Origin of the sequence: Streptomyces sp. NBC_00775 (assembly GCF_036347135.1) — a bacterium.
Classification (GTDB): Bacteria; Actinomycetota; Actinomycetes; order Streptomycetales; family Streptomycetaceae; genus Streptomyces; species Streptomyces lutosisoli.
The window spans coordinates 7,599,720-7,623,763 of record NZ_CP108938.1 but is presented as its reverse complement, the minus strand read 5'-3'; the positions used below and the strand labels follow the sequence as shown (position 1 = coordinate 7,623,763).

The 24,044-nt window shown below is 70.1% G+C and carries 21 protein-coding genes and 1 pseudogene; 11 read left to right on the top strand and 11 right to left on the bottom strand.

Going from position 1 to position 24,044, the window contains the following annotated elements; genetic code table 11:
• Positions 1-49 precede the first annotated feature (49 nt).
• From OIC96_RS33905 to OIC96_RS33895, 3 genes are read right to left on the bottom strand one after another with little or no spacing between them, the layout of a single operon-like run.
• A complete protein-coding gene (locus tag OIC96_RS33905; RefSeq protein WP_330304204.1) occupies positions 50-1,006 on the bottom strand; it encodes a 3-oxoacyl-ACP reductase in 957 nt (318 codons plus the stop codon).
• 39 nt (positions 1,007-1,045) lie between these two features.
• Entirely contained in the window at positions 1,046-2,122 is a 1,077-nt protein-coding gene (locus OIC96_RS33900; RefSeq protein WP_330304205.1) for a Zn-dependent alcohol dehydrogenase, read from the bottom strand.
• A gap of 33 nt (positions 2,123-2,155) precedes the next feature.
• Complete coding sequence (locus OIC96_RS33895; RefSeq protein WP_330304206.1) at positions 2,156-3,031, bottom strand: MaoC/PaaZ C-terminal domain-containing protein; 876 nt, start codon at positions 3,029-3,031, stop codon at positions 2,156-2,158.
• Between the two features lie 303 nt (positions 3,032-3,334).
• On the opposite strand from OIC96_RS33895, the gene OIC96_RS33890 reads away from it, so the two are divergent.
• From OIC96_RS33890 to OIC96_RS33880, 3 genes are read left to right on the top strand one after another with little or no spacing between them, the layout of a single operon-like run.
• Complete coding sequence (locus OIC96_RS33890) at positions 3,335-4,246, top strand: ABC transporter ATP-binding protein (protein ID WP_330304207.1); 912 nt, start codon at positions 3,335-3,337, stop codon at positions 4,244-4,246.
• A complete protein-coding gene (locus OIC96_RS33885) occupies positions 4,246-4,968 on the top strand; it encodes an ABC transporter permease (protein ID WP_330304208.1) in 723 nt (240 codons plus the stop codon). Before OIC96_RS33890 ends, OIC96_RS33885 begins: the two co-directional genes overlap by 1 nt.
• 14 nt (positions 4,969-4,982) lie before the next feature.
• Entirely contained in the window at positions 4,983-6,308 is a 1,326-nt protein-coding gene (locus OIC96_RS33880) for a sensor histidine kinase (protein WP_330304209.1), read from the top strand.
• Here the strand turns inward: OIC96_RS33880 and OIC96_RS33875 are convergent.
• Positions 6,305-7,891: an alpha-L-arabinofuranosidase B gene (locus tag OIC96_RS33875; protein ID WP_330304210.1), complete on the bottom strand. Its 1,587-nt coding sequence runs from the start codon at positions 7,889-7,891 to the stop codon at positions 6,305-6,307. The genes OIC96_RS33880 and OIC96_RS33875 overlap by 4 nt on opposite strands.
• A 359-nt stretch (positions 7,892-8,250) precedes the next feature.
• Between OIC96_RS33875 and OIC96_RS33870 the strand changes: the two genes are divergently transcribed.
• Entirely contained in the window at positions 8,251-8,883 is a 633-nt protein-coding gene (locus OIC96_RS33870; RefSeq protein ID WP_327434996.1) for a response regulator transcription factor, read from the top strand.
• Positions 8,884-9,063: 180 nt separating this feature from the next.
• Here the strand turns inward: OIC96_RS33870 and OIC96_RS33865 are convergent, their stop codons facing one another.
• The 5 genes from OIC96_RS33865 to OIC96_RS33845 form a co-directional block, all read right to left on the bottom strand.
• A complete protein-coding gene (locus tag OIC96_RS33865) occupies positions 9,064-9,900 on the bottom strand; it encodes a hypothetical protein (RefSeq protein WP_330304211.1) in 837 nt (278 codons plus the stop codon).
• The gene (locus OIC96_RS33860) at positions 9,900-10,439 is read right to left on the bottom strand and encodes a SigE family RNA polymerase sigma factor (protein ID WP_327428309.1); all 540 of its coding nucleotides are present in this window, start codon (positions 10,437-10,439) and stop codon (positions 9,900-9,902) included. The genes OIC96_RS33865 and OIC96_RS33860 overlap by 1 nt, the downstream gene beginning before the upstream one ends.
• A gap of 51 nt (positions 10,440-10,490) precedes the next feature.
• A complete protein-coding gene (locus OIC96_RS33855; RefSeq protein ID WP_330304212.1) occupies positions 10,491-11,933 on the bottom strand; it encodes a DHA2 family efflux MFS transporter permease subunit in 1,443 nt (480 codons plus the stop codon).
• A gap of 102 nt (positions 11,934-12,035) precedes the next feature.
• Entirely contained in the window at positions 12,036-13,232 is a 1,197-nt protein-coding gene (locus OIC96_RS33850) for a lipid-transfer protein (RefSeq protein ID WP_330304213.1), read from the bottom strand.
• 11 nt (positions 13,233-13,243) lie between these two features.
• The gene (locus OIC96_RS33845; protein WP_330304214.1) at positions 13,244-15,433 is read right to left on the bottom strand and encodes an acyl-CoA dehydrogenase; all 2,190 of its coding nucleotides are present in this window, start codon (positions 15,431-15,433) and stop codon (positions 13,244-13,246) included.
• A gap of 267 nt (positions 15,434-15,700) precedes the next feature.
• On the opposite strand from OIC96_RS33845, the gene OIC96_RS33840 reads away from it, so the two are divergent.
• Positions 15,701-17,440, top strand: a complete 1,740-nt coding sequence (locus OIC96_RS33840) for an MFS transporter (RefSeq protein ID WP_330304215.1) — start codon at positions 15,701-15,703, stop codon at positions 17,438-17,440.
• Positions 17,441-17,593: 153 nt separating this feature from the next.
• On the opposite strand, the gene OIC96_RS33835 is transcribed toward OIC96_RS33840, so the two are convergent.
• A complete protein-coding gene (locus OIC96_RS33835; protein ID WP_330304216.1) occupies positions 17,594-18,607 on the bottom strand; it encodes an erythromycin esterase family protein in 1,014 nt (337 codons plus the stop codon).
• Between the two features lie 167 nt (positions 18,608-18,774).
• Here OIC96_RS33835 and OIC96_RS33830 point away from each other — a divergent pair, with 167 nt between their 5' ends.
• The 4 genes from OIC96_RS33830 to OIC96_RS33815 all read left to right on the top strand — a co-directional run bounded on the left by OIC96_RS33830 (position 18,775) and on the right by OIC96_RS33815 (position 21,874).
• Entirely contained in the window at positions 18,775-19,425 is a 651-nt protein-coding gene (locus OIC96_RS33830; RefSeq protein ID WP_330304217.1) for a class I SAM-dependent methyltransferase, read from the top strand.
• A gap of 22 nt (positions 19,426-19,447) precedes the next feature.
• Positions 19,448-20,407, top strand: a complete 960-nt coding sequence (locus OIC96_RS33825) for an N-acetylmuramoyl-L-alanine amidase (RefSeq protein ID WP_330304218.1) — start codon at positions 19,448-19,450, stop codon at positions 20,405-20,407.
• Positions 20,408-20,620: 213 nt separating this feature from the next.
• Complete coding sequence (locus OIC96_RS33820) at positions 20,621-21,154, top strand: hypothetical protein (RefSeq protein WP_330304219.1); 534 nt, start codon at positions 20,621-20,623, stop codon at positions 21,152-21,154.
• A gap of 264 nt (positions 21,155-21,418) precedes the next feature.
• On the top strand, positions 21,419-21,874 hold the full coding sequence (locus OIC96_RS33815) for a DUF5959 family protein (protein ID WP_330304220.1): 456 nt from the start codon (positions 21,419-21,421) through the stop codon (positions 21,872-21,874).
• Positions 21,875-21,887: 13 nt separating this feature from the next.
• On the opposite strand, the gene OIC96_RS33810 is transcribed toward OIC96_RS33815, so the two are convergent.
• Positions 21,888-22,717 (bottom strand): IS5 family transposase gene (locus OIC96_RS33810; RefSeq protein WP_330304221.1). Its coding sequence is split into 2 segments (ribosomal slippage): positions 21,888-22,388 and positions 22,391-22,717, totalling 828 coding nucleotides; the frame shifts between segments, so codons are not numbered across the junction.
• Positions 22,718-22,805: 88 nt separating this feature from the next.
• Here OIC96_RS33810 and OIC96_RS33805 point away from each other — a divergent pair.
• Together OIC96_RS33805 and OIC96_RS33800 are read left to right on the top strand one after the other, a co-directional pair.
• A pseudogene (locus OIC96_RS33805) lies at positions 22,806-23,036 on the top strand (N-acetylmuramoyl-L-alanine amidase); the annotation flags it as partial.
• Positions 23,037-23,208: 172 nt separating this feature from the next.
• Positions 23,209-24,015: a DUF5336 domain-containing protein gene (locus OIC96_RS33800; protein WP_330304222.1), complete on the top strand. Its 807-nt coding sequence runs from the start codon at positions 23,209-23,211 to the stop codon at positions 24,013-24,015.
• Positions 24,016-24,044: the final 29 nt, after the last annotated feature.

Genomic DNA, 24,044 nt, shown 5'->3' with positions numbered 1-24,044 from the left:
GTACGGCCCCGCTCGCGCCATGGCGAGCGGGGCCGTTCTGTCAGGGTGCTCAGCGGGGAGAGTCAGCCTGGTCCCGCTTGAGCCCGAGCACCTCCACCGCCGCGAACGTCTCCCCCTTCGGCCGCTCCGCGTAGTGCGGGGTGAGCAGTGCGTCCAGTTCGTCGTACGTGAAGACGTCCTGCTTGGTGTCGAACTTCTCCTGGACGCGGGGGCGTTCGACGATCGCGACCATGCCGCCGTGCACGACGAGGAGCTGCCCGTTGACGTGCGCGGCGGCGGGCGAGGCCAAGTAGCCGACGAGCGGGGCGACATGTTCGGGCGCGAGGGGGTCGAGGCCTTCCTCCGGCTGCCCGAAGCCGGCGAAGACGTCCTCGGTCATACGGGTCCGGGCGCGCGGGCAGATGACGTTCGCCGTCACGCCGTACTTCGCGAGGGCCAGCGCGGTCGAGGTCGTCAGCCCGACGATTCCGCCTTTCGCCGCCGCGTAGTTGGGCTGGCCGGCCGATCCCGCGAGGAACGCCTCCGACGAGGTGTTCACGATCCGCCCGTACACGGGCCCGTCGACCGCCTTGGAACGGGCCCGCCAGTGCACGGACGCGAAGTGGGTCGTGTTGAAGTGGCCTTTCAGATGCACCCGGACGACCGAGTCCCACTCGTCCTCGGTCATCGAGAAGACCATCCGGTCGCGGAGAATGCCCGCGTTGTTGACCAGGATGTCGAGCTTCCCGAACTCGGTGACCGCCAACTCGACCAGTGCGCCGGCCTGTTCGTGGTCGGCGACGTCCCCGGTGTGGGCGACGGCCCGGCCGCCCGCCGCGCGGATCTCGGCGGCGACCTCCTCGGCGGGCGTGGCCGACGCCGCGCCGGAACCGTCCCGCCCGGGCTGCCCGAAGTCGTTGACGACGACGGCCGCGCCCAGCCGGCCCAGTTCCAGCGCCTCGGCCCGTCCGAGCCCGCGCCCCGCGCCGGTGACGATCGCGGTCAGCCCTTCAAGTGGCAGTGACATCAGGGTCCTTAGCGGTTGCGGAGCCGTTGTGGGAGGGGTTCAGATCTCGATGCAGGTACGCAGGGCGGTGCCCGTACGCATCTGGTCGAGGGCCTCGTTGATCTCGGCGAGCGGCACCCGGTGGGTGATCAGGCCCTCCAGGTCGATGCGGCCAGCCCGCCACAGGGCGACGGTCCGCTCGTACGACCGCAGGACGTCTCCGCCGCCGTACATCGAGGGCAGGATCCGCTTCTCGTCGAAGAACAGCTCGAACATGTTGAGCTGGAGGAAGTCGTCCATGGCGCCCGCGCCGACGACGACGAGCGTGCCGCCGCGCCGGGTGTTGTCGTACGCCGTGCGGGCGGTGGCGGACTTGCCGACGACCTCGAAGACGTAGTCGAAGCCCTCGCCGCCGGTCACCGACTGCTTGGCGTCGGCGAGTTGGTCCGGTGAGACCGCCTTCGTGGCGCCGAACCTGAGCGCGGCCTCGCGGCGTGAGGCGACCGGGTCGACGGCGACGATCTCGGCGGCGCCCTTGAGCCGGGCGCCCTGGATCGCGGAGATGCCGACGCCTCCGCAGCCGATGACGGCGACCGACGAACCGGCTTCCACGTCGGCGGTGTTGAGCGCGGCGCCCAGTCCGGTCGTCACCCCGCAGCCGATCAGGGCCGCGATGTCGAAGGGCACGTCGTCGGGGATGGGGACCGCGCAGCCGGCGTCGACCACGACTTCCTCAGCGAAGGTGCCCGTGCCCGCGAAGCCGAAGACGTCTCCGCCGGGGCGCCTGAAGTTGGGTGTGCCCGCGTTCATGAAGCCGGCCAGGCACAGTTCGGTCTGGCCGCGCTTGCAGGCGGGACAGATGCCGCAGGCCGGCAGCCAGCAGACGACGACCCGGTCGCCGGGCTTCAAGTGGCTGACCCCGTCGCCGACTTCGAGGATCTCGCCGGCGCCCTCGTGGCCGGGCACGAACGGCGCGGGCTGCGGCAGTACGCCGCTCATCGCGGACAGGTCCGAGTGGCACAGCCCGGTGGCCCGCACCCGGACCCGCACCCTGCCGGGCCCGAAGCCCACCGCCTCGACGTCGTCGTGGACTTCGAGCTTGTCCTGGCCTATCTCGTGCTGTACGGCTGCGCGCATGGTGCGGCTCCCCTCAGAAGGTGCGTACGGACGTCAGGCGTGCTCAACGATGGTGTCGGCGAGGACCGGCGCGTCGTCCCGTTCGACCGCGCTCACCGCCACCTGGACCCGGCCGTCCCGCCGCCACATCCGGATGCGCAGGGTCTCGCCGGGGAAGACGACACCGGCGAAGCGCGTGGTGTAGGAGCGGACGCGGGACACATCACCGCCGAGCACCGTGTCGACGACGGCCTTGAGCGTCATGCCGTAGGTGCACAGCCCGTGCAGGATCGGCCGGTCGAACCCGGCGAGCTTGGCGAACTCGGGGTCGGCGTGGAGCGGGTTCCAGTCGCCGGAGAGCCGGTAGAGCAGGGCCTGGTCCTCGCGAACCGGGCGCTCGACGGTCTTGTCCGGCGGGCCTGTCGGTGCTTCGAGGCGGGTGGAGGGGCCCCGGTCGCCGCCCCAGCCGCCTTCTCCCCGTACGAAGATCTGGGCGTCGTTCGTCCACAACGGGCCGTCGGCGTCGGCCACTTCGGTGCGCATCACGAGGATCGCGGCCTTGCCCTTGTCGTACACGGCGGCGATGCGCCCGGTGGCGGTCGCCTTGCCCTCGACGGGGATCGGGCGGTGCAGCTCGATGGTCTGGCCGCCGTGCAGGACGTGTGCGAGGTCGACGTCGACGCCGGGCATGGACAGGCCGCTGATCACGCCCGGTGAGCCCGCGCCCGCGACGGTGGCGAAGCTGGGCAGGACGTGCAGCCTGGATTCGAGGGTGTAGCGCAGCTCGTCGGGGTCGGTCGCGGGGCTCCGCCTGTCGGGATTCGCACCCGCGCCGAGGCCCAGGTGGTAGAGCTGGACGTCCTTGTGACTCCAGGCGATCTCCCCGGTCCGTGGCTCGGCGGCGACGGCCTTGGCGGCGTCAATGGGCATGGGGCTCCTGATCAGTAGGGCCTGAGACCTCGGTGCGGCCGTCCGCACCGTCGGTCGCACCGAGGTCGACACTGGGCCGGGGAACCCGCCCGTTCTAGAACGCGTTCCAGTCCGGCGAACCCTTGTATAGCCCAGCGCTCAGCACTTGTGAAGACTACTGACGCTATGTCAGATCCGAACCCCTGGCGCCCAGCGGATCCACGGATCCGCGCCCAGCGTCGGCAGGGCCGTGACATTTGTCCCGCCCGATTCCGTACAAGTGCGTCTGCCGGACCCCCGCCCCCGCTTCGTAGCGTCGTACCCATGACGAAGACGACTGGGACACCGCCCGCCGTGTCCTTCACGGGGGCGGTCAAGACCTTCGGCGCGGTGCGCGCCGTGGACGGCATCGGCCTGGAGATGGCGGTCGGCGAGACGGTGGCGCTGCTCGGCCGCAACGGAGCGGGCAAGTCGACGGCGATCTCCCTGCTCCTCGGCCTGAACGAGCCCGACGAGGGCTCGGTCGCGCTCTTCGGCGGCCGTCCGGAGGAGGCGGTGCGTGCCGGGCGGGTCGGCGCGATGCTCCAGGAGGCGCGGCCGGTGCCCCGCGTCACCGTGCGGGAACTGGTCTCCTTCGTGGCCGGGCGCTACCCGGCGCCGCTGCCGGTGGCCGAGGTGCTGGAGCTCGCGGGCATCGCGGAGCTGGCGGGGCGGCGCGTCGACCGGCTCTCCGGCGGGCAGGCACAGCGGGTGCGGTTCGCCCTCGCGCTGGCCGGGAACCCCGCGCTGATCGTGCTCGACGAGCCGACCGCCGCGCTGGACGTGGAGGCGCGGCACTCCTTCTGGACGTCGATGCGGGCATACGCGCGCCGTGGCCACACGGTGCTCTTCTCCACGCACTACCTGGAGGAGGCCGACGCGCACGCCGACCGGATCGTCGTCATCGACCGCGGCCGGATCGTCGCCGACGGCACCGGCGAGCAGCTCAAGCGGTCGGTGGGCGGCAACCTGGTCTCCTTCGACCTGGCGGGCCGTGGCACGGAGGGCCTCGCGCTGCTGCCCGGCGTGGTGTCGGTGGAGGTGCGCGGGGAGCGGGCCCGGCTGCGTACGGACGACTCGGACGCGACGGTGATCGCGCTGGCCGGGCGCGGAGCGATACGCGGCCTGGAGGTCGTACCGGCCTCCCTGGACGACGCGTTCCTGGCGCTGACCTCATCTGTTCTGGAGACGGTGTGATGCTGGACTATCTGCGGCTCGAAGTGCGCCGGACGCTGCGTGACACCGGCTTCGTGATCGGCGGCATCGCGATGCCGGTGATGATGTACCTCCTCTTCACCAACCTCGGTGGTGGCGACGACGACGGCGGCTGGAAGACCGCCTCGATGGTCGGGATGGCGGCGTACGGAGCGGTCGGCTCGGCGCTCAACACCGGGGGCGGGGTCGCCGAGGACAAGGGGATCGGCTGGCTGCGGCAGCTGCGGGTGACGCCGATGACGCCGCGCGAGGTGGTGCTGGGGCGGGCGCTGACCGGCTCGGTGACCGTACTGCCCGCGATCGCCGCGGTGCTGGCGGCGGGCGGTCTGGTCAACGGCGTGCGCCTGGACGTCTGGCAGTGGGCGGCGATCACGGTGCTGCTGTGGCTCGGCTCCCTCCCCTTCACGCTGCTGGGCCTCGGCAACGGCTACCGGCTGACCGCGCAGACGACGGGGGTCGCGAACATGGTGTGCAACCTGGGGCTTTCGGTGGTGGGCGGCCTGTGGTTCCCGCTCGCCCTGTTCCCCGGCTGGCTGCGCTCCCTGTCGGCGTACACCCCCACGAACCGCTTCGCGCAGCTGGGTGTGTCGGTCGCGGACGGCCACGCTCCGGCGCTCGGCGCGGTGGTGGTGCTTACGGCCTGGCTGCTGGCGTTCGGTTTCTACGCCGTGGTCTCCTACCGTCGGTCCGCACGGACCGTCTGAACGGGGAGCGGGACATGTCCTGGATACGAGAGGTCACCTGCCAGGTACGGCAGTGGCAGACGGCGCGGGCACGCTGGAGGGCCGACATGGAGCGCTTCAAGGCCGAGCAGCGGGCCGCCCGCAAAAGCGGCGGGAAGATGCCCGAGAATCCGGGTCCGCCGCCCACCGGTTTCGCGCTGCTGCCGTGGCTGCTGATGGGGATGGGCGCGTTCTCCAACCTCCTCCAGGGCGAGACCCCGAACCCCTGGGTCGGCGGCCTGGGTCTGCTCACCTTCAACTCCCTGTACATCTATGTGACGTTCCGCGCCTTCCTGAAGCAGACGCGCGAGGCCCGCTCCACCCGGCTGGCGCTCGTCCTGATGGGCCTGGTCACCAGCGGGCTGGCCCTCGGGTACGGCGGCAGCTGGCTGTACTTCTTCCCGCTGCTCGGGCTGGCCACCGGGGCCGTGCTGCGGGGCCCGCGGCTCGGTCAGATCGGCCTCGGCGTGACCGCGCTCGCGGCGGTGGTCTCCTTCTACCGGGCAGGCTGGGACGCGGTGAACGTCGCCTACGGCACCTTCCTGTCGACGATGGTGACGGCCGCGATCCTCTCCCTCTCCGAGGCCGTACGCGAACTGCGCGCGGCCCGCGAGGAGTTGGCGCGCCGTGCCGTCGAGAAGGAACGGCTGCGCTTCTCCCGCGATCTGCACGACCTGCTGGGCCACACGCTCTCCGTCATCGTGGTGAAGTCGGAGGCGGCCCGCCGGCTGGCCCACCGTGACCTGGACGCGGCCCTCGTCCAGGTCACGGACATCGAGTCGGTCGGCCGCCAGGCCCTCACGGAGATCCGCGAGGCGGTCACCGGCTACCGCGAGGGCAGCCTCGCCACGGAACTGGACGGCGCCCGTTCGGCGTTGTCGGCGGTGGGCGTCGAGCCGGTCGTACGGCAGTCGGGGCCGCCGCTCGTCCCCCAGACCGAGGCGCTGCTGGGCTGGGTGGTCCGCGAGGCGGTCACCAATGTCGTACGGCACAGTGGCGCGACCCGCTGCGAGATCACGCTGGACGGCACCCCGGACCGCGTCCGTCTGACGATCACGGACGACGGAGACGGGAACGGGAACGGGAACGGGGACGGGGACGGGAACGGAGATGGGGGCGGGGACGGCGCACCCTCCGCGTCGTCCATGTCGTCCGCGCTGGGCATCGGCGGGACGGGCCTGAAGGGCCTGACCGAACGCCTCACGGCGGCGGGCGGGTCCCTGCGGGCCGGCCCGTCGCCGCGCGGCGGCTTCACGGTCACCGCCGAACTCCCCGTGGAGGGTCAACTCCCCGCGGAACCGGCGGAACTGTCGGTCCTCTAAGGCGCCCAGGGCGCGGTGACGACCCAGCTCACATCGTCCGTCCACGAGGTGGCGCTGTCCCAGGTGTTCGAACCGCCGTTACTCGCTATGTAGACGTTGTAGTTGTAGTGGCGGATGAACCTCGTCGGATAGTTGTACGACGCGAACGAGTACCCCGTGCCGCTCTTGCCCGTCTGTGGACAGAAGGTGGCGTCGGATCTGAACTGCGCCGTGCCGACCATGGGTTGTCGGTAGAGCTGGTAGTTGTAGTGCCGCAGGAAGTCGCCCGGGTAGTTCCGCGACTCGAAGGAGACGCAGGAGCTGCCGGCTCCGGCGGCGAGGGCCCGGCGCACGATCCAGGTGGCGTCGCTCTTGTCGAGCGTCGAGCTGCTGGACGTGATCGCCGAGACGACCGCCGCGTTGTTCTGGTGGCGGATGTAGTCGGTCGTGCAGCACGAGGTCGTCGCGCGCAGCGAGATCTCCGAACCCGCCGTCAGTGAGCCGGTGCTGCCGGTGGAGCCGCCGTAGCCGACGGAGACGATGTTGGCCTGCACGGAGTTGTCGGCGGCGTCCGTCGGGATGCCCGAGGTCATGACGCCCTCGAAGAAGGAGCCGATGGAGCCGTTGCTGTTGTCGCCGCCGGTGCCCAGGACGATCGCGCCCTCCTGATGCATGGGCGAGTAACCACTGGTGGTGGGTTCACCCCCGGAATAGGTGGTCGTCAGACTCCCCGATTGGGCATTGCCGTATTTCAGCGCGAAATGGTCCTGACCGTTGTTCTTCAGCAGCGCGGTCACGAACGGCATCGCACCGGTGCCGGTGTTCGACGAGTTCTTGCTGTAACCGGAGTCCGACTGGAACAGCCCGTTCTCCAGGTCGGCCTGCACCCAGGGGCCCCCGCCGTAGCAGGGCGAGAACCAGCACTCGGTACCGAAGTTGATCGCGTCCATGTGGCCGTTGCCGGTGTCCTGATTGTTGGTCTCGGCGTTGCCGTAGTCGAAGCAGCAGCTGCCGTTCACATGGGTGCCGGAGGTCACCATGTACATCCCCTCGGCCTGCCCGTTGACCGCGACGCCCGATGTCGAGTTGTCCCGGTAGCCCATGCCGGCCGAGATCTCCAGCCCGTAGACCTGGTGCCCGCCGGCCGTGACCGGCAGGGCGTCCGCGGGCGCGCCGACATCGGCCGCGCCGGCACCGCCGGCGCCCTCGACGGTGAGGTCGTTGTGGCGCGACGACTGGTCGTAGATCTTGGTGATGATGCAGGTGGTGCCGGTACAGAAGGAGTCCTGCGCCGCGGCGTTGGCGTAACCTCCGGCGGCCAGGAGACCGATGTCGAGGGTGGCGCTGTCGGAGGCGCGCTGCACTTGGTACAGCGAGCCGTTGTACGACGAGTAGAGCGCTCTGACGAGGCTGTGCGCGGCGACACAGGGCGTGCCCGCGGTGGCGTAGAGGTCGCAGGGGAGCGAGCCGGCGGCCGCGGCCTGCGGCGCGCCGAGGCCGATCGAGAGGCCGACGGCGAGCGCGAGGGTCGCGAACCCCGACAGCACGGACAGGGCGGTTCTTCTGAGGCGTTGTGATCGCGAGCGCCATAACTTCAAGAACACGGTGCACCTCTTCCGTTCCTGGTAGGCAGTGCGGGTGGACAGTGCGAGCAGGCGGTGCGGGTACGCAGTGCAGGTAGGCAGTGCAGGCAGACAGTGCGGGCACTTTGCCGAAATACCGAACGCCGTTCGGTCGAAATGCCGAACCATATCTCGGTCGAAATGTCGAACATTTACGGAACTTGGACCGGCACAGGAATGGCAAAGGTGGCCGCTGAATGCCGACCCGATTGTTTTCCCGGAGTCAGAGGCCGTCAAGACTCGCGGAGCCGAATAAGGACGACTCTTTAATTACCCGCCACAGCAAGCACTCCAAGCGGTCGCGTCCGCCCCCGCGCCTTACGCTTGGCCCCGTGAACGAGATGCCCCGGGATCACCGGCCCGCCAAGTCCATTCGTGTCCTGCTCGCCGAGGACCAGGGAATGATGCGGGGCGCGCTCGCTCTGCTGCTCGGGATGGAGGCGGACATCGAGGTGGTCGCGCAGGTGTCCGCGGGAGACGCGATCGTGGACGCGGCACTGACGCATCGGCCTGATGTGGCCCTCCTGGACATCGAGTTGCCCGGTATGAGCGGGCTGGACGCGGCGGCCGAACTGCGGAACGAGGCGCCCGACTGCCGGGTGCTGATCCTCACCACCTTCGGGCGGCCCGGGTATCTGCGCCGGGCCATGGAGGCGGGCGCCGCGGGGTTCCTGGTCAAGGACGGGCCCGTGGAGGAGTTGGCCGAGGCGATCCGGCGGGTGCTGACCGGGGAGACCGTCATCGATCCGGCGCTCGCCGCGGCCGCGTTGAGCGCTGGGCCCAATCCGCTCACCGGTCGCGAGTGCGATGTGCTCAAGGCTTCCGTGGACGGTGCCACCGTCGCCGACATCGCGACGAAGCTTCACCTCTCCGAGTCGACGGTCCGCAACTACCTCTCTTCGGCGATCGGCAAGACAGGGACCCGCAACCGTATGGAGGCGATGCGGGAGGCACGTCAGCAGGGGTGGTTGTAGCTGTCGGGGGCTCGGGCCTGGTTTTTCGCCCCCGCCGCCGCTACCCGTCCCATCCCGTTCCTGGGGCTCCGCCCCAGACCCCGTGGGTTGTGTTTTGGCTGCGGGTGGGTGGGGGTTGCTCGCGCAGTTCCCCGCGCCCCTTAAGGGGCGCGGGGAACTGCGCAATCTTTTCAACCCCCGTCACCCCGAAGCCGCCGCCGACTTGAACACCTTGCCCTCCGGGGCCAGGCACACGAACCAGTTGGTCGGGGAGCCCTTGGCCTGGCGGATCATGGGCTTGAAGTCCCAGCTGAAGCCGGCGCCCTTGGGGGCCATGGGGACGATGGTCGTCGAGCCGTCGTTCCAGGTGCAGGTGACCTGTCGGGTGGTCGGGGAGACATCGCCGATCACGAGCCGGTTGCGCGAGCCGGCCGTGCCCTGCTTGCCCGTGTGCAGCGGCATCGCGCCGGAGACGAGGTACTCGCCCGGGTTGGAATCGCTCCGGTCGAACTGGCCCTCCATCACCGCCGTCGTCGTGACATCGCCCACGATCAGGTGCACGAAGTACCAGTCGCTGCCGATCAGGTCCTTGGCCTTGGTCACTCCCACCGGATGCACCCGGTACTCATCCATCGCGGCATGCTGGCGCTCCGCCTCCGCCTCGTTCTTCGGCGCCCCCCACACGTCGAGGGTGACGCTCCAGTCCTTGCCGTTCTCCCGTGCGCTCGCCAGCGTGGTCCGCTGCGGCGCGTACACATGCCGCTGCTCGGCCGTCGGCGGGCGGGTGGCGGCCGGGGCGACCTGCTTGCCGTCGCCGCCGGTCACCCCGGCCAGCGCCAGCGTCCCCGTCGATCCGGCGATCACCAGGGCCGCGGCGGCCGCGACCGCCCAGCGGCGGGCCTTGCGGCGGCGGCCGCCGCGGACCACCGCCTGGTAGGGGGCTATGCCGATCTCGACCTCGTCCGCGGCCTCGGCCAGCAGGAGGGCGATGTCCCTGTGTGTCGCCATGTCGTGGTTCGTCTCCCGGTCCGCGCTCATCACTTCCGCCCTCCGTGCGTCACCATCTCGGCCAGGCCAGGTATGGCGCGGAGCTTCGCGATCCCCTTGGCCGCGTTGCTCTTCACCGCGCCCACCGAGCAGCCCATCGCCTCCGCCACCTGGCTCTCGCTCAGGTCCTCCCAGTAGCGAAGGACCACCGCTTCGCGCTGCCGCGCGGGCAGTTGGGCGAGCGCCTTCAGCAGCGCGCTGCGGTCGTCGGCCTGGGCGATCCGGTCACCGCTGTCGGGCAGCTCGTGGGTGAGGCCCGAGTCGTCCTTCGGTGCGAGGAACTCCTTGAGTTTTCTGCGGTGCTTGCGGGCATGCCCGTTGATCATCACCCGCCGTACATACGCCTCCGGGTCGTCGGCGGCACCGACCCTGCGCCAGGCCACGTACACCTGCTCCAGCGTCGACTGGACCAGGTCCTCCGCGGCGTGCTGCTCCCCCGCGAGGAGAAATGCCGTACGCATCAACCGCGGCCAGCGGCCGATGACAAAGCTCTGGAACTCCTCGTCCCGAGCCTGCTTCCGATCCCCCATGGGCACCTCCTAGATGTCTAAAGGAGTCCGCGAGGGTCTCATTTCGTTGCCTCAGCCCCGGGAAAGTCCAGAAATCTTTCGCGGCAGCCACACCAGCATCAACACCGTCCCGCCGAGCAGGACGAAGCCTCCCGTACGGAAGGCCAGCGCGTACCCCGCGGTCAGCGCCTCCGCCGACGAGCTGCCCGCCGTACGGGCCGCCGCGATCGTGGACATGATGGCGAGCCCGAGCGAACCGCCCATCACCCGCGAGGTGTTGACCAGCCCCGACACCAGCCCGGCGTCCCCCGGAGCCGCGCCCGAGGTGGCGAGCGCGGCCAGCGGTGTCGCGGACAGGCCCGCGCCCGCCATCATCAGGATCCCTGGGAGCATGATCGCGGTGACGTACGAGCCGTCCGCGGTCATCGTGGACTGCCAGCCGAAGCCGACGGCGGCCACCAGCGTGCCGAGCACCGCCACGTTGCGTGCCCCGATCACCGGCATGAAGCGGGGCGCCGCCTTCGAGCCGAGGACCACTGCCAGCGAGCTCGGCACCACGGCGAGCCCGGCTGCCAACGGCGAGTAGCCGAGCACGTTCTGCGCGTATAGCGACATGAAGAGCCACATGCAGAACATCGCGGAGCCGCACACGAAATTGGCCGCGTTCGCCGACGACACCGACCGCAGCCGCAGCAGCTTCAACGGCATCAGGGGCGCCTTCGTCCGCGACTCGACGACGAGGAACAAGGCGATGAGCGCGAGCCCGGCACACAGCGGCACCAGCGTCTCCGACGCCGCCCACCCTTCGGCCTCCGTCTGCACGATCCCGTACGCCAGTGCCGCGAGCCCCGCCGTCACCAGCAGCGCGCCCGGCAGGTCGAGCCGTCGCCCGTCCCCGGCCCTGCTCTCCACGAGCCACCGCGCGGCAGCCGTCAGCACCACCGCGCCGACCGGCACGTTGATGAGCAGCACCCATCGCCACGACAGGCCGTCGACGAGCAGCCCGCCGACCAGCCCGCCCGCCGCGCCGCCCCCGGCGCCGACGGCGGTCCACGTCGCGATGGCCCGCGCGCGTGCGGCGCCCTCCGGGACGGCCGACGTCACGATCGTCAGCGTCGAGGGCGCGAGCACGGCGGCCCCCAGCCCCTGTACGGCCCGCGCGACGAGCAGTTCCCAGCCCTCCTGGGCGACCCCGCCGCCGAGCGAGGCCAGCGTGAACAGCGCGAGCCCCACTAGGAACATCCGCTTGCGCCCGTACAGGTCACCGGCGCGCCCGCCGAGCAGCATGAACCCGGCGAAGGCGATCGAGTACGCGTTCACCACCCATTGCAGCCCCGCCTCGCTCAGCCCTAGGTCGGTCCGCATGGACGGCAGCGCCACATTGACGACGGACACGTCCAGCACGACGAGGAACTGTCCGGCGCACGCGAGCGCGACCACCGCCCACAGGGGCGGGGCGTTACGTCCGGATATGAATCTTCGGGTGTCTTCAGCGGCTCGGAGCATGCGTGTCATGCTCTCAACCGTCTTACGCCCCTTGCATCGGGATTTCGCCGCACGCGCCCGTGGGCCAGGAGACCTAGGTCCCGAGAGTCACGGACAGCGGCGGCGGCGCTGTCAGGCCCCCGCCCGGGCCAGCAGCGTCACCACCGCCGCCCCGCCCAGCCCGATGTTGTGCGCGAGCCCGACCCGCGCGTCCGCCACCTGCCGTGGCCCCGCCTCTCCCCTCAACTGCCATACCAGCTCGGCCACTTGGGCGATACCGGTCGCCCCGAGCGGATGCCCCTTGGAGATCAGCCCGCCCGACGGGTTCACCACCCACCGTCCGCCGTACGTCGTGGCACCCGACTCGACGAGCTTGCCGGACTCCCCCTCCCCGCACATGCCGAGCGCCTCGTACGTCAGCAGCTCGTTGACGGAGAAGCAGTCGTGCAGTTCTACGACGTCCACGTCCTCGATGCCGAGTCCGGACCGCTCGTACACCTGGCGCGCGGCCTCCCGCGACATCGGCTGTCCGACGACGTCGACGCACGAGCCGGACGCGAAGGACTCCTCGGTGTCGGTGGTCATCGCCTGCGCGACGATCTCGACCGCTCGCTCCCCCAACTCGTGCCGCTCGACGAACCGTTCGGACACCACGACAGCGGCCGCCGCCCCGTCCGAGGTCGGTGAGCACTGGAGCTTGGTCAGCGGCCGGTGGACGGTCCGGGCGGCGAGGATCTCGTCGACGGAGTACACGTCCTGGAACTGGGCGTACGGGTTGTTCGCCGAGTGCCGGTGGTTCTTGGCGCCGACGGCTGCCAGCTGGGCTTCCGTGGTCCCGTACTTCTCCATGTGTTCGCGCGCCGCGTCACCGAAGATCTGCGCGGTGGGCGGGGACATCTCGAAGCCGTGCCGGGCGGCCATGATCCCGTAGTGCCGCGCGACGGGTGAGGTCTGGAAGTCTCCTCCGTCGGCGCCTCCCCCGAGCGCGCCCCGCTTCATCTTCTCGAACCCCAGCGCGAGTACGCAGTCCGAGATCCCGCCCTCGACGAACTGTCGGGCCAGCATCAGCGCGCTCGCCCCGGTCGCGCAGTTGTTGTTGACGTTGTAGACGGGCACGCCGGTCAGGCCCAGTTCGTAGGCGGCGCGCTGGCCCGCGGTGGAGGCCTGGAAGCAGTAGCCGACGGGGACCTGCTCGACGAGGTCGTACGAAATCCCGCTGTCGGCAAGGGCGTTGGTCCCCGCTTCCTTCACCATGTCCCAGTACTGCCACTCCCGGGTCTCGGGCTTCTCGAACTTGGTCATCCCGACCCCGACGACGTACGCCTTCATGGCACTCACTCCTAGTCTCGCGGCAGGCCGAGGATGCGCTCGGCGACGACATTGAGCTGGACCTGGGTGGTGCCGCCCGCGATGGTCAGGCAGCGGGAGAGCAGGAAGCCGTGCACGGCGCGCTCGCCGGCGCCCTCCTGCAACGCGCCTGCGGGGCCCAGAAGTTCGAGGCCGAGCTCGGCGACCTTCTGCTGGTGCGCGGTCTGCACCAGCTTCCGCACGGAGGCGCCCGCGCCCGGTTCGGCGCCGGACACCTGCCGCAGGGTCGTACGCAGCCCGATGCAGGCCAGCGCGTGCGCCTCGGCGAGGAGCGCCCCCAGACGCGCTCCCTCGATCTCGTCGGCCCGCGCGATCAGTGCCTCCAGACCGGTGTCGAAGGTCAACTGGTCGGCCATGTGCACGCGTTCGTTGCCGAGCGTGTTGCGGGCGACGCGCCAGCCGTCGTCGATCTCGCCGACGACCGCGTCGGCGGGCAGCAACACGTCGTCGAAGTAGACCTCGTTGAAGAGGGAGTCGCCGGTGATCTCCTTCAGGGGACGGATGTCGATGCCGTCCGTGTTCTTCATGTCGACGACGAAATAGGTGAGCCCCTTGTGCTTGGGCGCCGCCGGATTCGTGCGCGCGAGGAGGATCCCGTAGTCGGCCCACTGTGCCGCGCTCGTCCACACCTTCTGCCCGTTGACCCGCCAGCGCCCGTCGTCGGTCCGCTCGGCCCGGGTGCGCAGGGAGGCGAGGTCGGACCCGGCGCCCGGCTCCGAGAAGAGCTGGCACCACAGGAGGTCCCCGCGCAGGGTGGGCAGCAGATGGTGCTCCCGCTGCCGGTCGGTGCCGTAGGCGACGAGGGACGGCACGACCCAGGTGGCGATCCCCAGCTCACTGATCCGTACCTCCGCCGCCGCCAACTCCTGCTGTACGGCGAGCTGTTGGACGGGCCCGGCGCCGAGTCCGTACGGCGGGGGCAGATGCGGGGCGGCGTACCCCGTGGGCGCCAGCAGCCGCCGTACGGCCGCCGGATCGAGCCCACGCGCACCCTCGATGACCTCGCGGGCCTCCGCCCGGTACGCGGACGCCTCCTCCGGCAGCTCCAGGCGCAGCTCCCGCCGTACGCCGCCTCGCGCGAGCCGGGCGGCCCGCCGCAGGTGTGTGTCCCCGGCCCCGAACAGCTGCCGTGCCACGATCGCCCGGCGCAGATACAGATGGGCGTCGTGCTCCCAGGTGAACCCGATGCCGCCGAGGATCTGGACGCAGTCCTTGGCGCAGGAGTACGCGGCGTCGAGAGCGGTACCGGCGGCGAGGGACGCCACCAACTCCCGTACGGCCACCGATTCCCGTACGGCCGCCAACTCCTTCGCACCGGAGGCACCGGAGGCCTCTTGAGCCGCCCGTGCCGCGTCCCACGTCAGCGCCCGCGCCTGTTCGAGCCGTACGAGCATGTCGGCGCACAGGTGCTTCACGCCCTGGAAGTGGCCGATGGGCCGGCCGAACTGTTCGCGGACCTTGGCGTACTCTGCGGCGGTGTGCAGCGCCCACGCGGCGGTGCCGCAGGCGTCCGCGGCGAGGAGGACGGCGGCGAGGTCGCGGACCAGGGCCGGGTCGACGGCGAGGACGCGGTCGGCGGGGACCCGCACGTCGTCCGCCCGGACCTCGGCGGTCGCCCGCGTCGGATCGGCGCTCTCGTGGGGGCGTACGACGAGATCGGCGGCGTCGACGGCGAGCCATACGGTGTCGCCGCCGGACGAGGCGGCGAGCACGAGCACGTCCGCGTCGGCGCCCGACAGCACGGGCGGCGCCGTCCCGTCGAGCACGTATCCGCCGTCCGTCGCGACGGCGGCCAGGGAGCCCGGACCGAACGCCACGGCACCGATACGCTCCCCGCACCCCAGGGCCCGTACGAGATCGTCCGCCCCGGCCAGGACCACCGACGCCAGCACGCTCGCCAGATACGGCCCCGGCAGCGCGGCCCGCGCGGCCTCCTCCACGACGACGGCGAGGTCGACGAGGTCGCCGCCGCCACCGCCGTACGCCTCCGGAAGGTGCACGGCGAGCAGGCCCTGCGCGGCGAGTGCGTCCCAGTAGGCGGGTCTGCCGCCGCCCGGTGCGTCGAGCAGTTTGCGGACCTCCTCGGGTGGCACGGCGCGGGTGGTCCAGCCGCGTACGGCCTCGGCCAGTTCCCGCTGCTCCGGTGTGGTCCCGATGCCCATGCGCGCCTCCCCAAGGCCCAAGGTGCGCGTCAGACTAGAACACGTTTCATTCTGACGGTAGGTCAGATACCCATGAGAGGGTCAAGAATTCGTTAGTACGCCGAAGCATCGGAATAGTTGCCCGGGCACACCTGGTTCAGCTTGCACGTATCCCGCACGGATCACCCGACCGACCGTCCTCGTATCCGCACGGATCACCCACGCCCTTACCTCCCGAGTGCTTGCACCCTGAGTGCTTCTCTTCTTCCGGCCTGGAGGCCACACGTAATGACGCACACGACGACCGACCAGCCCGCCCGGAGGCAGAGCGGCGCGATCGTGCCGGTGCTCGCCTTCGCGGGCATCGTTGTCGCGGTGATGCAGACCCTGCTCGTCCCGGTCATCAAGGACCTGCCGACGCTGCTGAGCACCACTCCCAGCAACGCCACCTGGGTACTGACCTCGACCCTGCTCTCGGGAGCCGTGGCCACGCCGATCATGGGGCGCCTCGGCGACCTCTTCGGCAAGCGGCGCATGCTGATCCTCAGCCTCGCCGTGATGGTCGTCGGCGCGCTGATCAGCGCGTTGACCAGCGCCCTGATGCCGATGATCGTGGGCCGCACGCTCCAGGGCTTCGCCATGGGCGCCATCCCGCTCGGCATCGGCCTGATGCGCGACATGCTGCCCCGCGAGAAGCTCGGCTCGGCGATGGCCTTGATGAGCTCCTCGATCGGCGTCGGCGGCGGACTCGCACTGCCCGCCGCGGCCCTGGTCGCGCAGCACACCAACTGGCACGCCCTCTTCTACGGCGCCGCCGGTCTCGGCGTCCTCTCGATCGCCCTCACCCTCCTCTTCGTGCCGGAGTCCCCGATGCGCGCCGAGGGCACCTTCGACGTGCTGGGCGCGATAGGCCTCTCCGTGGGCCTCGTCCTCTTCCTCCTGCCGATCACCAAGGGCAGTGACTGGGGCTGGACCTCGGGCACCACGCTCGGCCTGTTCGCCGCGTCGGCCGTCGTGCTCGTCCTGTGGGGCGTGATGGAGCTGCGCCTGAAGGCTCCGCTGGTGGACCTGCGCACCACGGCCCGTCCCGCGGTGCTCTTCACCAACCTCGCCTCGATCATGGTCGGCGTCTCCTTCTACGTCGTCTCCCTCGTCCTGCCGCAGCTGCTCCAGCTGCCGAAGGCCACCGGCTACGGCCTCGGCCAGTCGATGGTCACCGCGGGCCTGCTCGTGGCCCCGCTCGGCCTGACGATGATGTTCACGGCGCCCGTCTACGCCAAGCTGTCCGCGAAGTACGGCCCCAAGGTCACCCTGATCCTCGGCATGCTGATCATCGCGATCGGCTACGGCGCCGGACTCGGCCTGATGAACGCCGCCTGGCAGAGCCTCGTGATCGCGGTGGTCCTGGGCGCCGGCATCGGCCTCGCGTACTCCTCGCTGCCCGCGCTGATCATCGGCTCGGTCCCGGCGTCGGAGACGGGTGCGGCGAACGGCCTCAACACCCTCATGCGCTCCATCGGTACGTCCGTGTCGAGCGCCGTCATCGGCATGGTCCTCGCCAACACGGCGAACCACGTGGGCGGCGTCGCGATCCCGACCATGCACGGCTTCCGCGTCTCGTTCCTGATCGCGACCGGCGCGGTGGCGGTCGGCCTGCTGATGGCCCTCCTCCTGCCCGGCCGGCGCCAGGCGACCAAGCCCCAGCTGCGCGCCAGCAGCGAGGAGGAGGCCGCCCTGGAGCGGGCGGCCGAGGTACTCGGCGGTTTCCGCGGCTTGGTCCTGAACGCCGACGGCGACCCCGTCGCCCGCGCCAAGGTCACCCTGATCGACCACCGCGGCCGCCAGGCCGGCGCCACGCTCTCCGCCGAGGACGGCAGCTACGCGCTCGCCGTGCCCGCCGAGGGTGCGTACGTCCTGGCCGCCAAGGCCTCGGGTCACGGCCCGAGGGCCTCGTCGGCGACGCACTCCGGCGACGACCGTCCGGTCGAGGTGCATCTGGCGCTGCCGGGCGAGACCGTTCCGGCGTAACCGGTTGGCCGGCCGCTCCTCCTTGAACACCCCCGTCGCTCATGCGGCGGGGGTGTTCGCATGTCACGGTGGGGCGCGTATCCGGACGGCGCGTATGCGGACGGCGCGTACCCGGACGGCGCGTATGCGGACGGCGCGTATGCGGACGTCGTCTCAGTCGTCCTTGACCGGCAGGAACCGGGCCGAAGTGACCTCCCGCACATGGAGGATCGCGTCGAACCACTCTGCGAGCGATCCACCGGCCATGAAGTTGTCGGCGCTGGTCTCGGCATGGAAGTGCGGTCCGATCAGCCGCGTCCTCGCCGGCGCGCCCAGCCAGTTCCGCACCCCCTCCGGGGCGTCGCCGCGCAGGTCCAGGAGGTACGCGGGCAGTCCGACGTCACCCAGCACGGTTTCGGCGAACTCCGGCGGCGGGGCCGGGACCGGGTACGGGACCCTGCCGTGCTGGAACATCAGCCCGATGGACACGAACCCCGCTCCGAAGCGCTCGCGCAGATGGCCGCCCGCGTTCCGGTGGGCCGTCGGCGTGGCCGAGGGGGAGATGGTCCGCGGGTCGCCCTTGGCGGTGTGCACCATGCCACCCCAGTAGACGATCTTGTCCCCGGTCCGTTCGTGCCACTCGATCAGGTCCTCGGCCATGCTCAGCTCGATGCCGGCGAGCGCGTCCAGCCCGGAGGACTTCCGCAGCGGCCGCGCGGCGGTACCCGCGAAGCGGACCTGGTCGTCCGGATGGCCGCGGTTGAACTCGCGCATCCACCGCACGGTGTCGAGGATCTCCTCGGTCCGCAGGAACGGCCGCGCCTCGGACAGCAGGGCGCGCGGGTCACCGGCTCCGGTGCGGAGGTACTCGTCGAGTCCGAGGCCCGACGTGTCGGCCGCCTCCAGCGCGACGGAGCGGAAGCCCAGCTCCTCGACGAGCTGCCGGATGACACCGGACGAGGCCGTGGCCAGCTCGTGGGCCTGGCGGCTCGACGCGCCGAGAGCCACGACCTGGGCGTCGCCCACGAGGTCGGCCAACGGGAGGAGGTCGCTGTACGGCGCTTCGGGGTCCAGCAGGGCGAGGGGATGGGCACGGTCACTGATCCACCGCACCGTCTCGTCATGAGCTGCCGCGTCGCGAACCGTGTCGTCATGAACCGTCTCGGCATGAACTGTGTCATCGGCCATGGACAGAAGCCTCGGACATCAACCTTGGTTGAGGTCAAGCCGTCAGGACGGGCGGATGAAGCGCCGTGCCACCATGTGTCCCGCAGGCCCGCACGAAAACCCGAAGACCGAAGACCCGCGCGAAAACCCGTACACGCACGAAGACCCGTACACGCAGGAGGAACCCCATGCCCGCGGCACCCAAGCCCGACATCCTCGCCGCCTTCGAGGCCGCGAAGGGGTTCATGCCGCTCCAAGAGGGGCTCGCGCTGTACGAGGCGGCCGTCGAGGCCGGGCGGCTCGGGCTGCCGCTCCTGGAGGTCGGCACGTACTGCGGGCGCTCCACGATCCTGCTCGCGGACGCGGCACGCGAGGCGGGCGTGACCGCGATCACGGTCGACCACCACCGGGGCAGCGAGGAGCAGCAGCCGGGGTGGGAGTACCACGACCCGGAGACGGTCGACCCCGAGATCGGCCGGATGGACACGCTCCCCACCTTCCGCCGCACCCTCCACCAGGCGGGCCTGGAGGACCACGTGGTCGCCGTGGTCGGCCGCTCCCCGCAGATCGCCGCCTTCTGGCAGACACCCCTCGGCTTCGTCTTCATCGACGGCGGCCACACGGACGAGCACGCGAACGGCGACTACGAGGGCTGGGCGCCGCACGTCGCCGAGGGCGGCCTCCTCGTGATCCACGACGTGTTCCCGGACCCCGCCGACGAGTTCACCGGCCAGGCCCCGTACCGCGTCTACCTCAGGGCCCTGGAGTCCGGCGCGTTCACCGAGGTCTCGGTGGCCGACTCGCTGCGCGTCCTGCGGCGAACCGGAGCAGGGATCTGAGGGCGCGGTTAGAGTCGCTGACGTGTCGTACGTAGGCCCTGACTTCGATCCGCCCCAGCCGCGCCGCTCCCGGCGCGGGCCGCTCACCGTCGCGGTCGCCGCCCTTGTACCAGGGGCGCTGGCCGGGTGGCTGGTGTGGCAGGCGGTGGGCAACGACTCGGGCGACGGGGGCGGTTCCGGCAAGGCGGGTCCGCTGTCGTCGTCCTCCGCGCCCCTCTCACCGTCCGCGTCCGCCTCGGACAACAGCAAGCCGCGTACGTCGGCGACCCCGAGCCCGACGCCCTCCACCTCACGTCCCGCCGCCTCCGGACCCCTCAAGGGCAAGGTCGTCGTCATCGACCCCGGGCACAACGCCGGCAACTTCCAGCACACGTCCGAGATCAGCCGCCAGGTCGACATCGGTACGAACCGGAAGGAGTGCGACACCACGGGCACCTCGACCAACGCGGGTTACACGGAAGCCGAGTTCACGCTCGACGTCGCACACCGGCTGCGGACGATCCTCGAACAGCAGGGCGCCACGGTGAAGTTCACCCAGGACGGCGACCGCGCATGGGGCCCGTGCGTCGACGAGCGGGCGCGGATCGGCAACGAGGCGCACGCCGACGCCGTCGTCTCCATCCACGCGGACGGCTCGGCGGCCGGCAACCGCGGATTCCATGTGATCCTGCCGGGGGCGGTGCACGAAGGCGCCGCGGACACCCGACCGATCGTCACCTCCTCCCGCGACCTGGGCGAGCGCATCGCGGGCCTGTTCGTCCGCGAGACGGGCAGCGCGCCCTCCAACTACGTCGGTGACGGCACCGGACTCGTGGTCCGAAAGGATCTCGGCGGTCTCAATCTGTCAACGGTTCCGAAGGTGTTCATCGAGTGCGGCAACATGCGCGATAGCAAGGATGCTGCGCAGCTGACCAGCGGCGCGTGGCGGCAGAAGGCGGCGCGTGGGATCTCTGAGGGAATCGTGAGTTTCCTGCGCGGGTAGCGGCAGCAATCATTCGCGCAGTGTGTCACGTCGGCACAGACGACCCGACGCACGACCTTCACACCAAAGCCTGCACGGCACAGCCACAGATCTCACGCATCGCGATCTTGCTCAGATCTATCTCAACTCCATTGCTGTCGCACACAGATCCCTGATGGACTCATTGCGACCAAAAGCGATCGGAAACATTCGATCGATAGCAAGGGGGAACGCGTGAAGCGCCAGATCATCCAGCGCACGGCGGCGGCCGTCACTCTGACCGCCTGCCTGGCAGGCATCACCACCACCGCTCATGCAGAGTCATCAACAGCCACGGCGGCTGTCGGCACCCGCGCCGCCGGTGGAGATTGGGAAGACCAGCTCAACAAGGTTGTGCATGTCCGATCCGCGGGGAGCAAGTGTGGCAAGAAGGCGATCGCGGAGGCATCCGGAGACGGGCACATGACTCTGCGAATAGACGAGACCAAGTCCGTGAGCACGACCCTGTCGAAGAACATCAGCGCCACGTACAAGGCCATCACCGTGGCCGTTGGTTGGGACGTCACGAAGTCCCGCAGCATCACAGTGAGCGGATCCAAGGAGGTGCCACGGGGCAAGCACGGCGTCCTCAAGGCATACACGAGGTACTCCGGTAAGAAGTTCGACGTGCAGCGACCCGCTGCCGCCGGCATCCCCGCGAAGACGCTCCAGAAGAACAAGGTGGCCTACAAGCCGATCGGCGTCTGCTTCAAGTACCAGCAGAAGTAGGCCCACAAAGCAGGTCGGATCCTGCACTGCCCAGAGCGGCCCGCCAGGCAACCTGGCAGGCCGCTCCTCTGTGGGGCAGCAGGAGCCGAAAGGTGTGGGAGCAGGAAACAGGAGCCTTGGCGCGGAGCGCCCAACTGACCGTCACCCTCTCCGCGGTCTTAGAACTCCGAACAGAATGATCAGCGCCCGCTCTCCCGGGGGACTGGTCTGCCGAGGACGTGTGCATGATGAGTCGACACATGCACACGGCCCAGGGGATATGACATGACCGAGCGCGGTCCGGTGGACCTCATCCACCTTGCTGATGAAGAGAACAGCATGGTCGTTCGGGTGGCGGGGCCAACAACCGGAGTGCTCCCGTGGGACGGCTGCCTTGACGTCGACATCGTGGTGGCCAGCGAGTTCGCGAAGGGCCACCTCACAGAGGTGTGCCTGCTGCCCGAGGACCTGAACGATTGGGCAGAGGCGCTCGAACTGCTCGCCGTGGGCCAGCCGGTTCGCTGGATGGACGACGGTCGAAACCCGGAGATCCGGATCACGCCGGAGGGACCATACATCTCCCGCGGCGAGGTCCTCAACGCGATCGAGGTGGTGGTGAGGGACACCGCGGTGTCCCTCACCTCGGTTTGCGTATTGGTGCGCCTGCCCGACGACTGGGTCGATGCCCAGCGTCTGCAACTCGCCCAGGTCCGCGCCGCGTGGCCCTTCGGGCAGGGTTGAGGACAGGAGGCTCTCAGTTGCGGGTGGCGGCCTCACGGGCGATGAGGCGCCTCCAGCAGATGAGCACGCAGCCGAGCGTGAGGAACGCTTCGTGGATGTCATCGCGGATCTCCCAGCGGATGCGCAGGCGGCGGAACCAATGCAGGTGGGCGAACGCGCGTTCCACGACCCAGCGTTGGCTGCCGAGGCCGGAGCCATGCGCGGTGCCCCGGCGGGCGATCACCGGCTTCACCCCGAGGGCCCACACGAGGCGGCGGTACTTGTCGTGGTCGTAGCCGCGGTCGCCGAGCACGACATCGGGGCGGCGCCGGGGCCGGCCGCGCTTGCCCCGCACGGGCGGCACGGCTTCGAGCAGTGGGACGAGCTGGGTGACGTCGTTGCGGTTGCCGCCGGTCAGGGTGACAGCGAGTGGGATGCCGGTGGCGTCGGTGATCAGGTGATGCTTGCTGCCCGTCCTGCCCCGGTCAACGGGGCTTCGTCCCGTCTTGGAGCCCCTTTTAACGCGCGGATGTGGGATCCGTCGACCGCCGCCCGGGAGAAGTCCAGGGCGTTCGCGTGGCGGAGCTTGGCGAGGAGGACCTCGTGCAGCCGGGACCACACACCGGCCCCGGTCCACTCGGCCAAGCGGCGCCAGCACGTCATGCCCGATCCGAAGCCGAGCTCCTGCGGCAGGTGTTCCCAAGCGATCCCGGTATGCAACACGAACAGAATGCCCTGGAACACCAACCGGTCCGGATGTCTGTTCCGCCCGGGATGGTGAGTCCGACGCTCGACCTTCGGCAGCAGCGGTTCGATCACCGCCCACAGCTCGTCATCGACGTTCCACGGCTTCGACCGAGCCACCCCACACCCCCGGATCAACAGTCCCGGAGTGATCCAACCACCTCGAAGATCATTTCGTTAGGAGTTCTTAGCGGGGCACATCGAGATCAACCTCGTACGCGTCACGGGCAACGGGCCCTCCAACTACGTCGGTGACGGCACCGGACTCGTGATCCGAAAGGATCTCGGCGGTCTCAATCTGTCAACGGTTCCGAAGGTGTTCATCGAGTGCGGCAACATGCGCGATAGCAAGGATGCTGCGCAGCTGACCAGCGGCGCGTGGCGGCAGAAGGCGGCGCGTGGGATCTCTGAGGGAATCGTGAGTTTCCTGCACGGGTAGCGATCAACGGATCGAACCGGGCGGACACCCTGATCGAACGGGCGATAGTGTCATGCCTACGATGAGGGGCCACCCCCGCGCTTCACACCGCGTCCTGACGGCGTCACCATGACGGCGACACGGTGACAGCGACGCCTCCACCGATGACGAGACGACTGACGAAGGACCTGAAGTGAATATCCGCTCCCTCACTCGAGGCGACGGCGTGGTGATCGGAGCAGCGGTGTTGCTGTTCATCGCCTCGTTCCTCGACGTAGCCAGCTGCAGTGGCAGCTACTGCGGCGCAGTCGACAGCCCGAACGCCTGGGGACTCAGCCTGGGTCTCGGACTCGGCACCTATATGACCGGTGTGGTCGGCGGTGCGCTCATCGCGCTCGCCAGGAGCCTTCCTCAGCCGCGCAAGGTGGCCGGCCTCGACCTGGGAACCGTCGGTGTGGCTCTGTCCGTCGCCTCCGGCTGGGCACTCCTGTGGTGGCTGATCGACGCGGACGGCGCCGGTTCCGGTCTCATCCTCGGCATGATCGCCTCCGTGGTCCTCGCCGGCGCCGCGATCGCCACTCCGCTCGTCCCGGCGCTGAGCGCCGCCCTCGTCGGCGCCCCCAAGCCCGTCGCCCCGCAGCCGCCCTACGGCGGTCAGCCGCAGGGTGGTTACGGCTACCCGGGCGCTCCGCAGCAGGGCCAGCCCTACGGTGCCCAGCCGCAGCAGGGGCCGGGGCAGCCGTTCGGTGGTCCGTCTCAGCCGCAGCCGTCGGCCCCGCAGGCCCAGCAGCCCGCGGCCCAGGACTTCTCGCCGTTCTGGTTCGCCGTGCCGGTGGCGCGTCCGCTGTTCGCGGAGGACGGTTCGCCGACGCCGATCGCCGAACTGGCGCCGGGCACCTGGTACCTGGCCGTCGAGCAGCGCGGTGCCACCCTGGTGGCGCAGACGCAGGACGGCCGTCGTGGTGTGCTGCAGGACATCTCGGGGATCCAGCGCGGCTAGACGCCGCCCGCTTCCCCCGCGGCCCCTCG

Bases quoted from the DNA above. Each gene is read 5' to 3' on its own strand.
- OIC96_RS33905 (WP_330304204.1), bottom strand. From the start codon at position 1,006: ATGTCACTGCCACTTGAAGGGCTGACCGCGATCGTCACCGGCGCGGGG.
- OIC96_RS33900 (WP_330304205.1), bottom strand. From the start codon at position 2,122: ATGCGCGCAGCCGTACAGCACGAGATAGGCCAGGACAAGCTCGAAGTC.
- OIC96_RS33895 (WP_330304206.1), bottom strand. From the start codon at position 3,031: ATGCCCATTGACGCCGCCAAGGCCGTCGCCGCCGAGCCACGGACCGGG.
- OIC96_RS33890 (WP_330304207.1), top strand. From the start codon at position 3,335: ATGACGAAGACGACTGGGACACCGCCCGCCGTGTCCTTCACGGGGGCG.
- OIC96_RS33885 (WP_330304208.1), top strand. From the start codon at position 4,246: ATGCTGGACTATCTGCGGCTCGAAGTGCGCCGGACGCTGCGTGACACC.
- OIC96_RS33880 (WP_330304209.1), top strand. From the start codon at position 4,983: ATGTCCTGGATACGAGAGGTCACCTGCCAGGTACGGCAGTGGCAGACG.
- OIC96_RS33870 (WP_327434996.1), top strand. From the start codon at position 8,251: ATGCCCCGGGATCACCGGCCCGCCAAGTCCATTCGTGTCCTGCTCGCC.
- OIC96_RS33865 (WP_330304211.1), bottom strand. From the start codon at position 9,900: ATGAGCGCGGACCGGGAGACGAACCACGACATGGCGACACACAGGGAC.
- OIC96_RS33860 (WP_327428309.1), bottom strand. From the start codon at position 10,439: ATGGGGGATCGGAAGCAGGCTCGGGACGAGGAGTTCCAGAGCTTTGTC.
- OIC96_RS33855 (WP_330304212.1), bottom strand. From the start codon at position 11,933: ATGACACGCATGCTCCGAGCCGCTGAAGACACCCGAAGATTCATATCC.
- OIC96_RS33850 (WP_330304213.1), bottom strand. From the start codon at position 13,232: ATGAAGGCGTACGTCGTCGGGGTCGGGATGACCAAGTTCGAGAAGCCC.
- OIC96_RS33845 (WP_330304214.1), bottom strand. From the start codon at position 15,433: ATGGGCATCGGGACCACACCGGAGCAGCGGGAACTGGCCGAGGCCGTA.
- OIC96_RS33840 (WP_330304215.1), top strand. From the start codon at position 15,701: ATGACGCACACGACGACCGACCAGCCCGCCCGGAGGCAGAGCGGCGCG.
- OIC96_RS33835 (WP_330304216.1), bottom strand. From the start codon at position 18,607: ATGGCCGATGACACAGTTCATGCCGAGACGGTTCATGACGACACGGTT.
- OIC96_RS33830 (WP_330304217.1), top strand. From the start codon at position 18,775: ATGCCCGCGGCACCCAAGCCCGACATCCTCGCCGCCTTCGAGGCCGCG.
- OIC96_RS33815 (WP_330304220.1), top strand. From the start codon at position 21,419: ATGACCGAGCGCGGTCCGGTGGACCTCATCCACCTTGCTGATGAAGAG.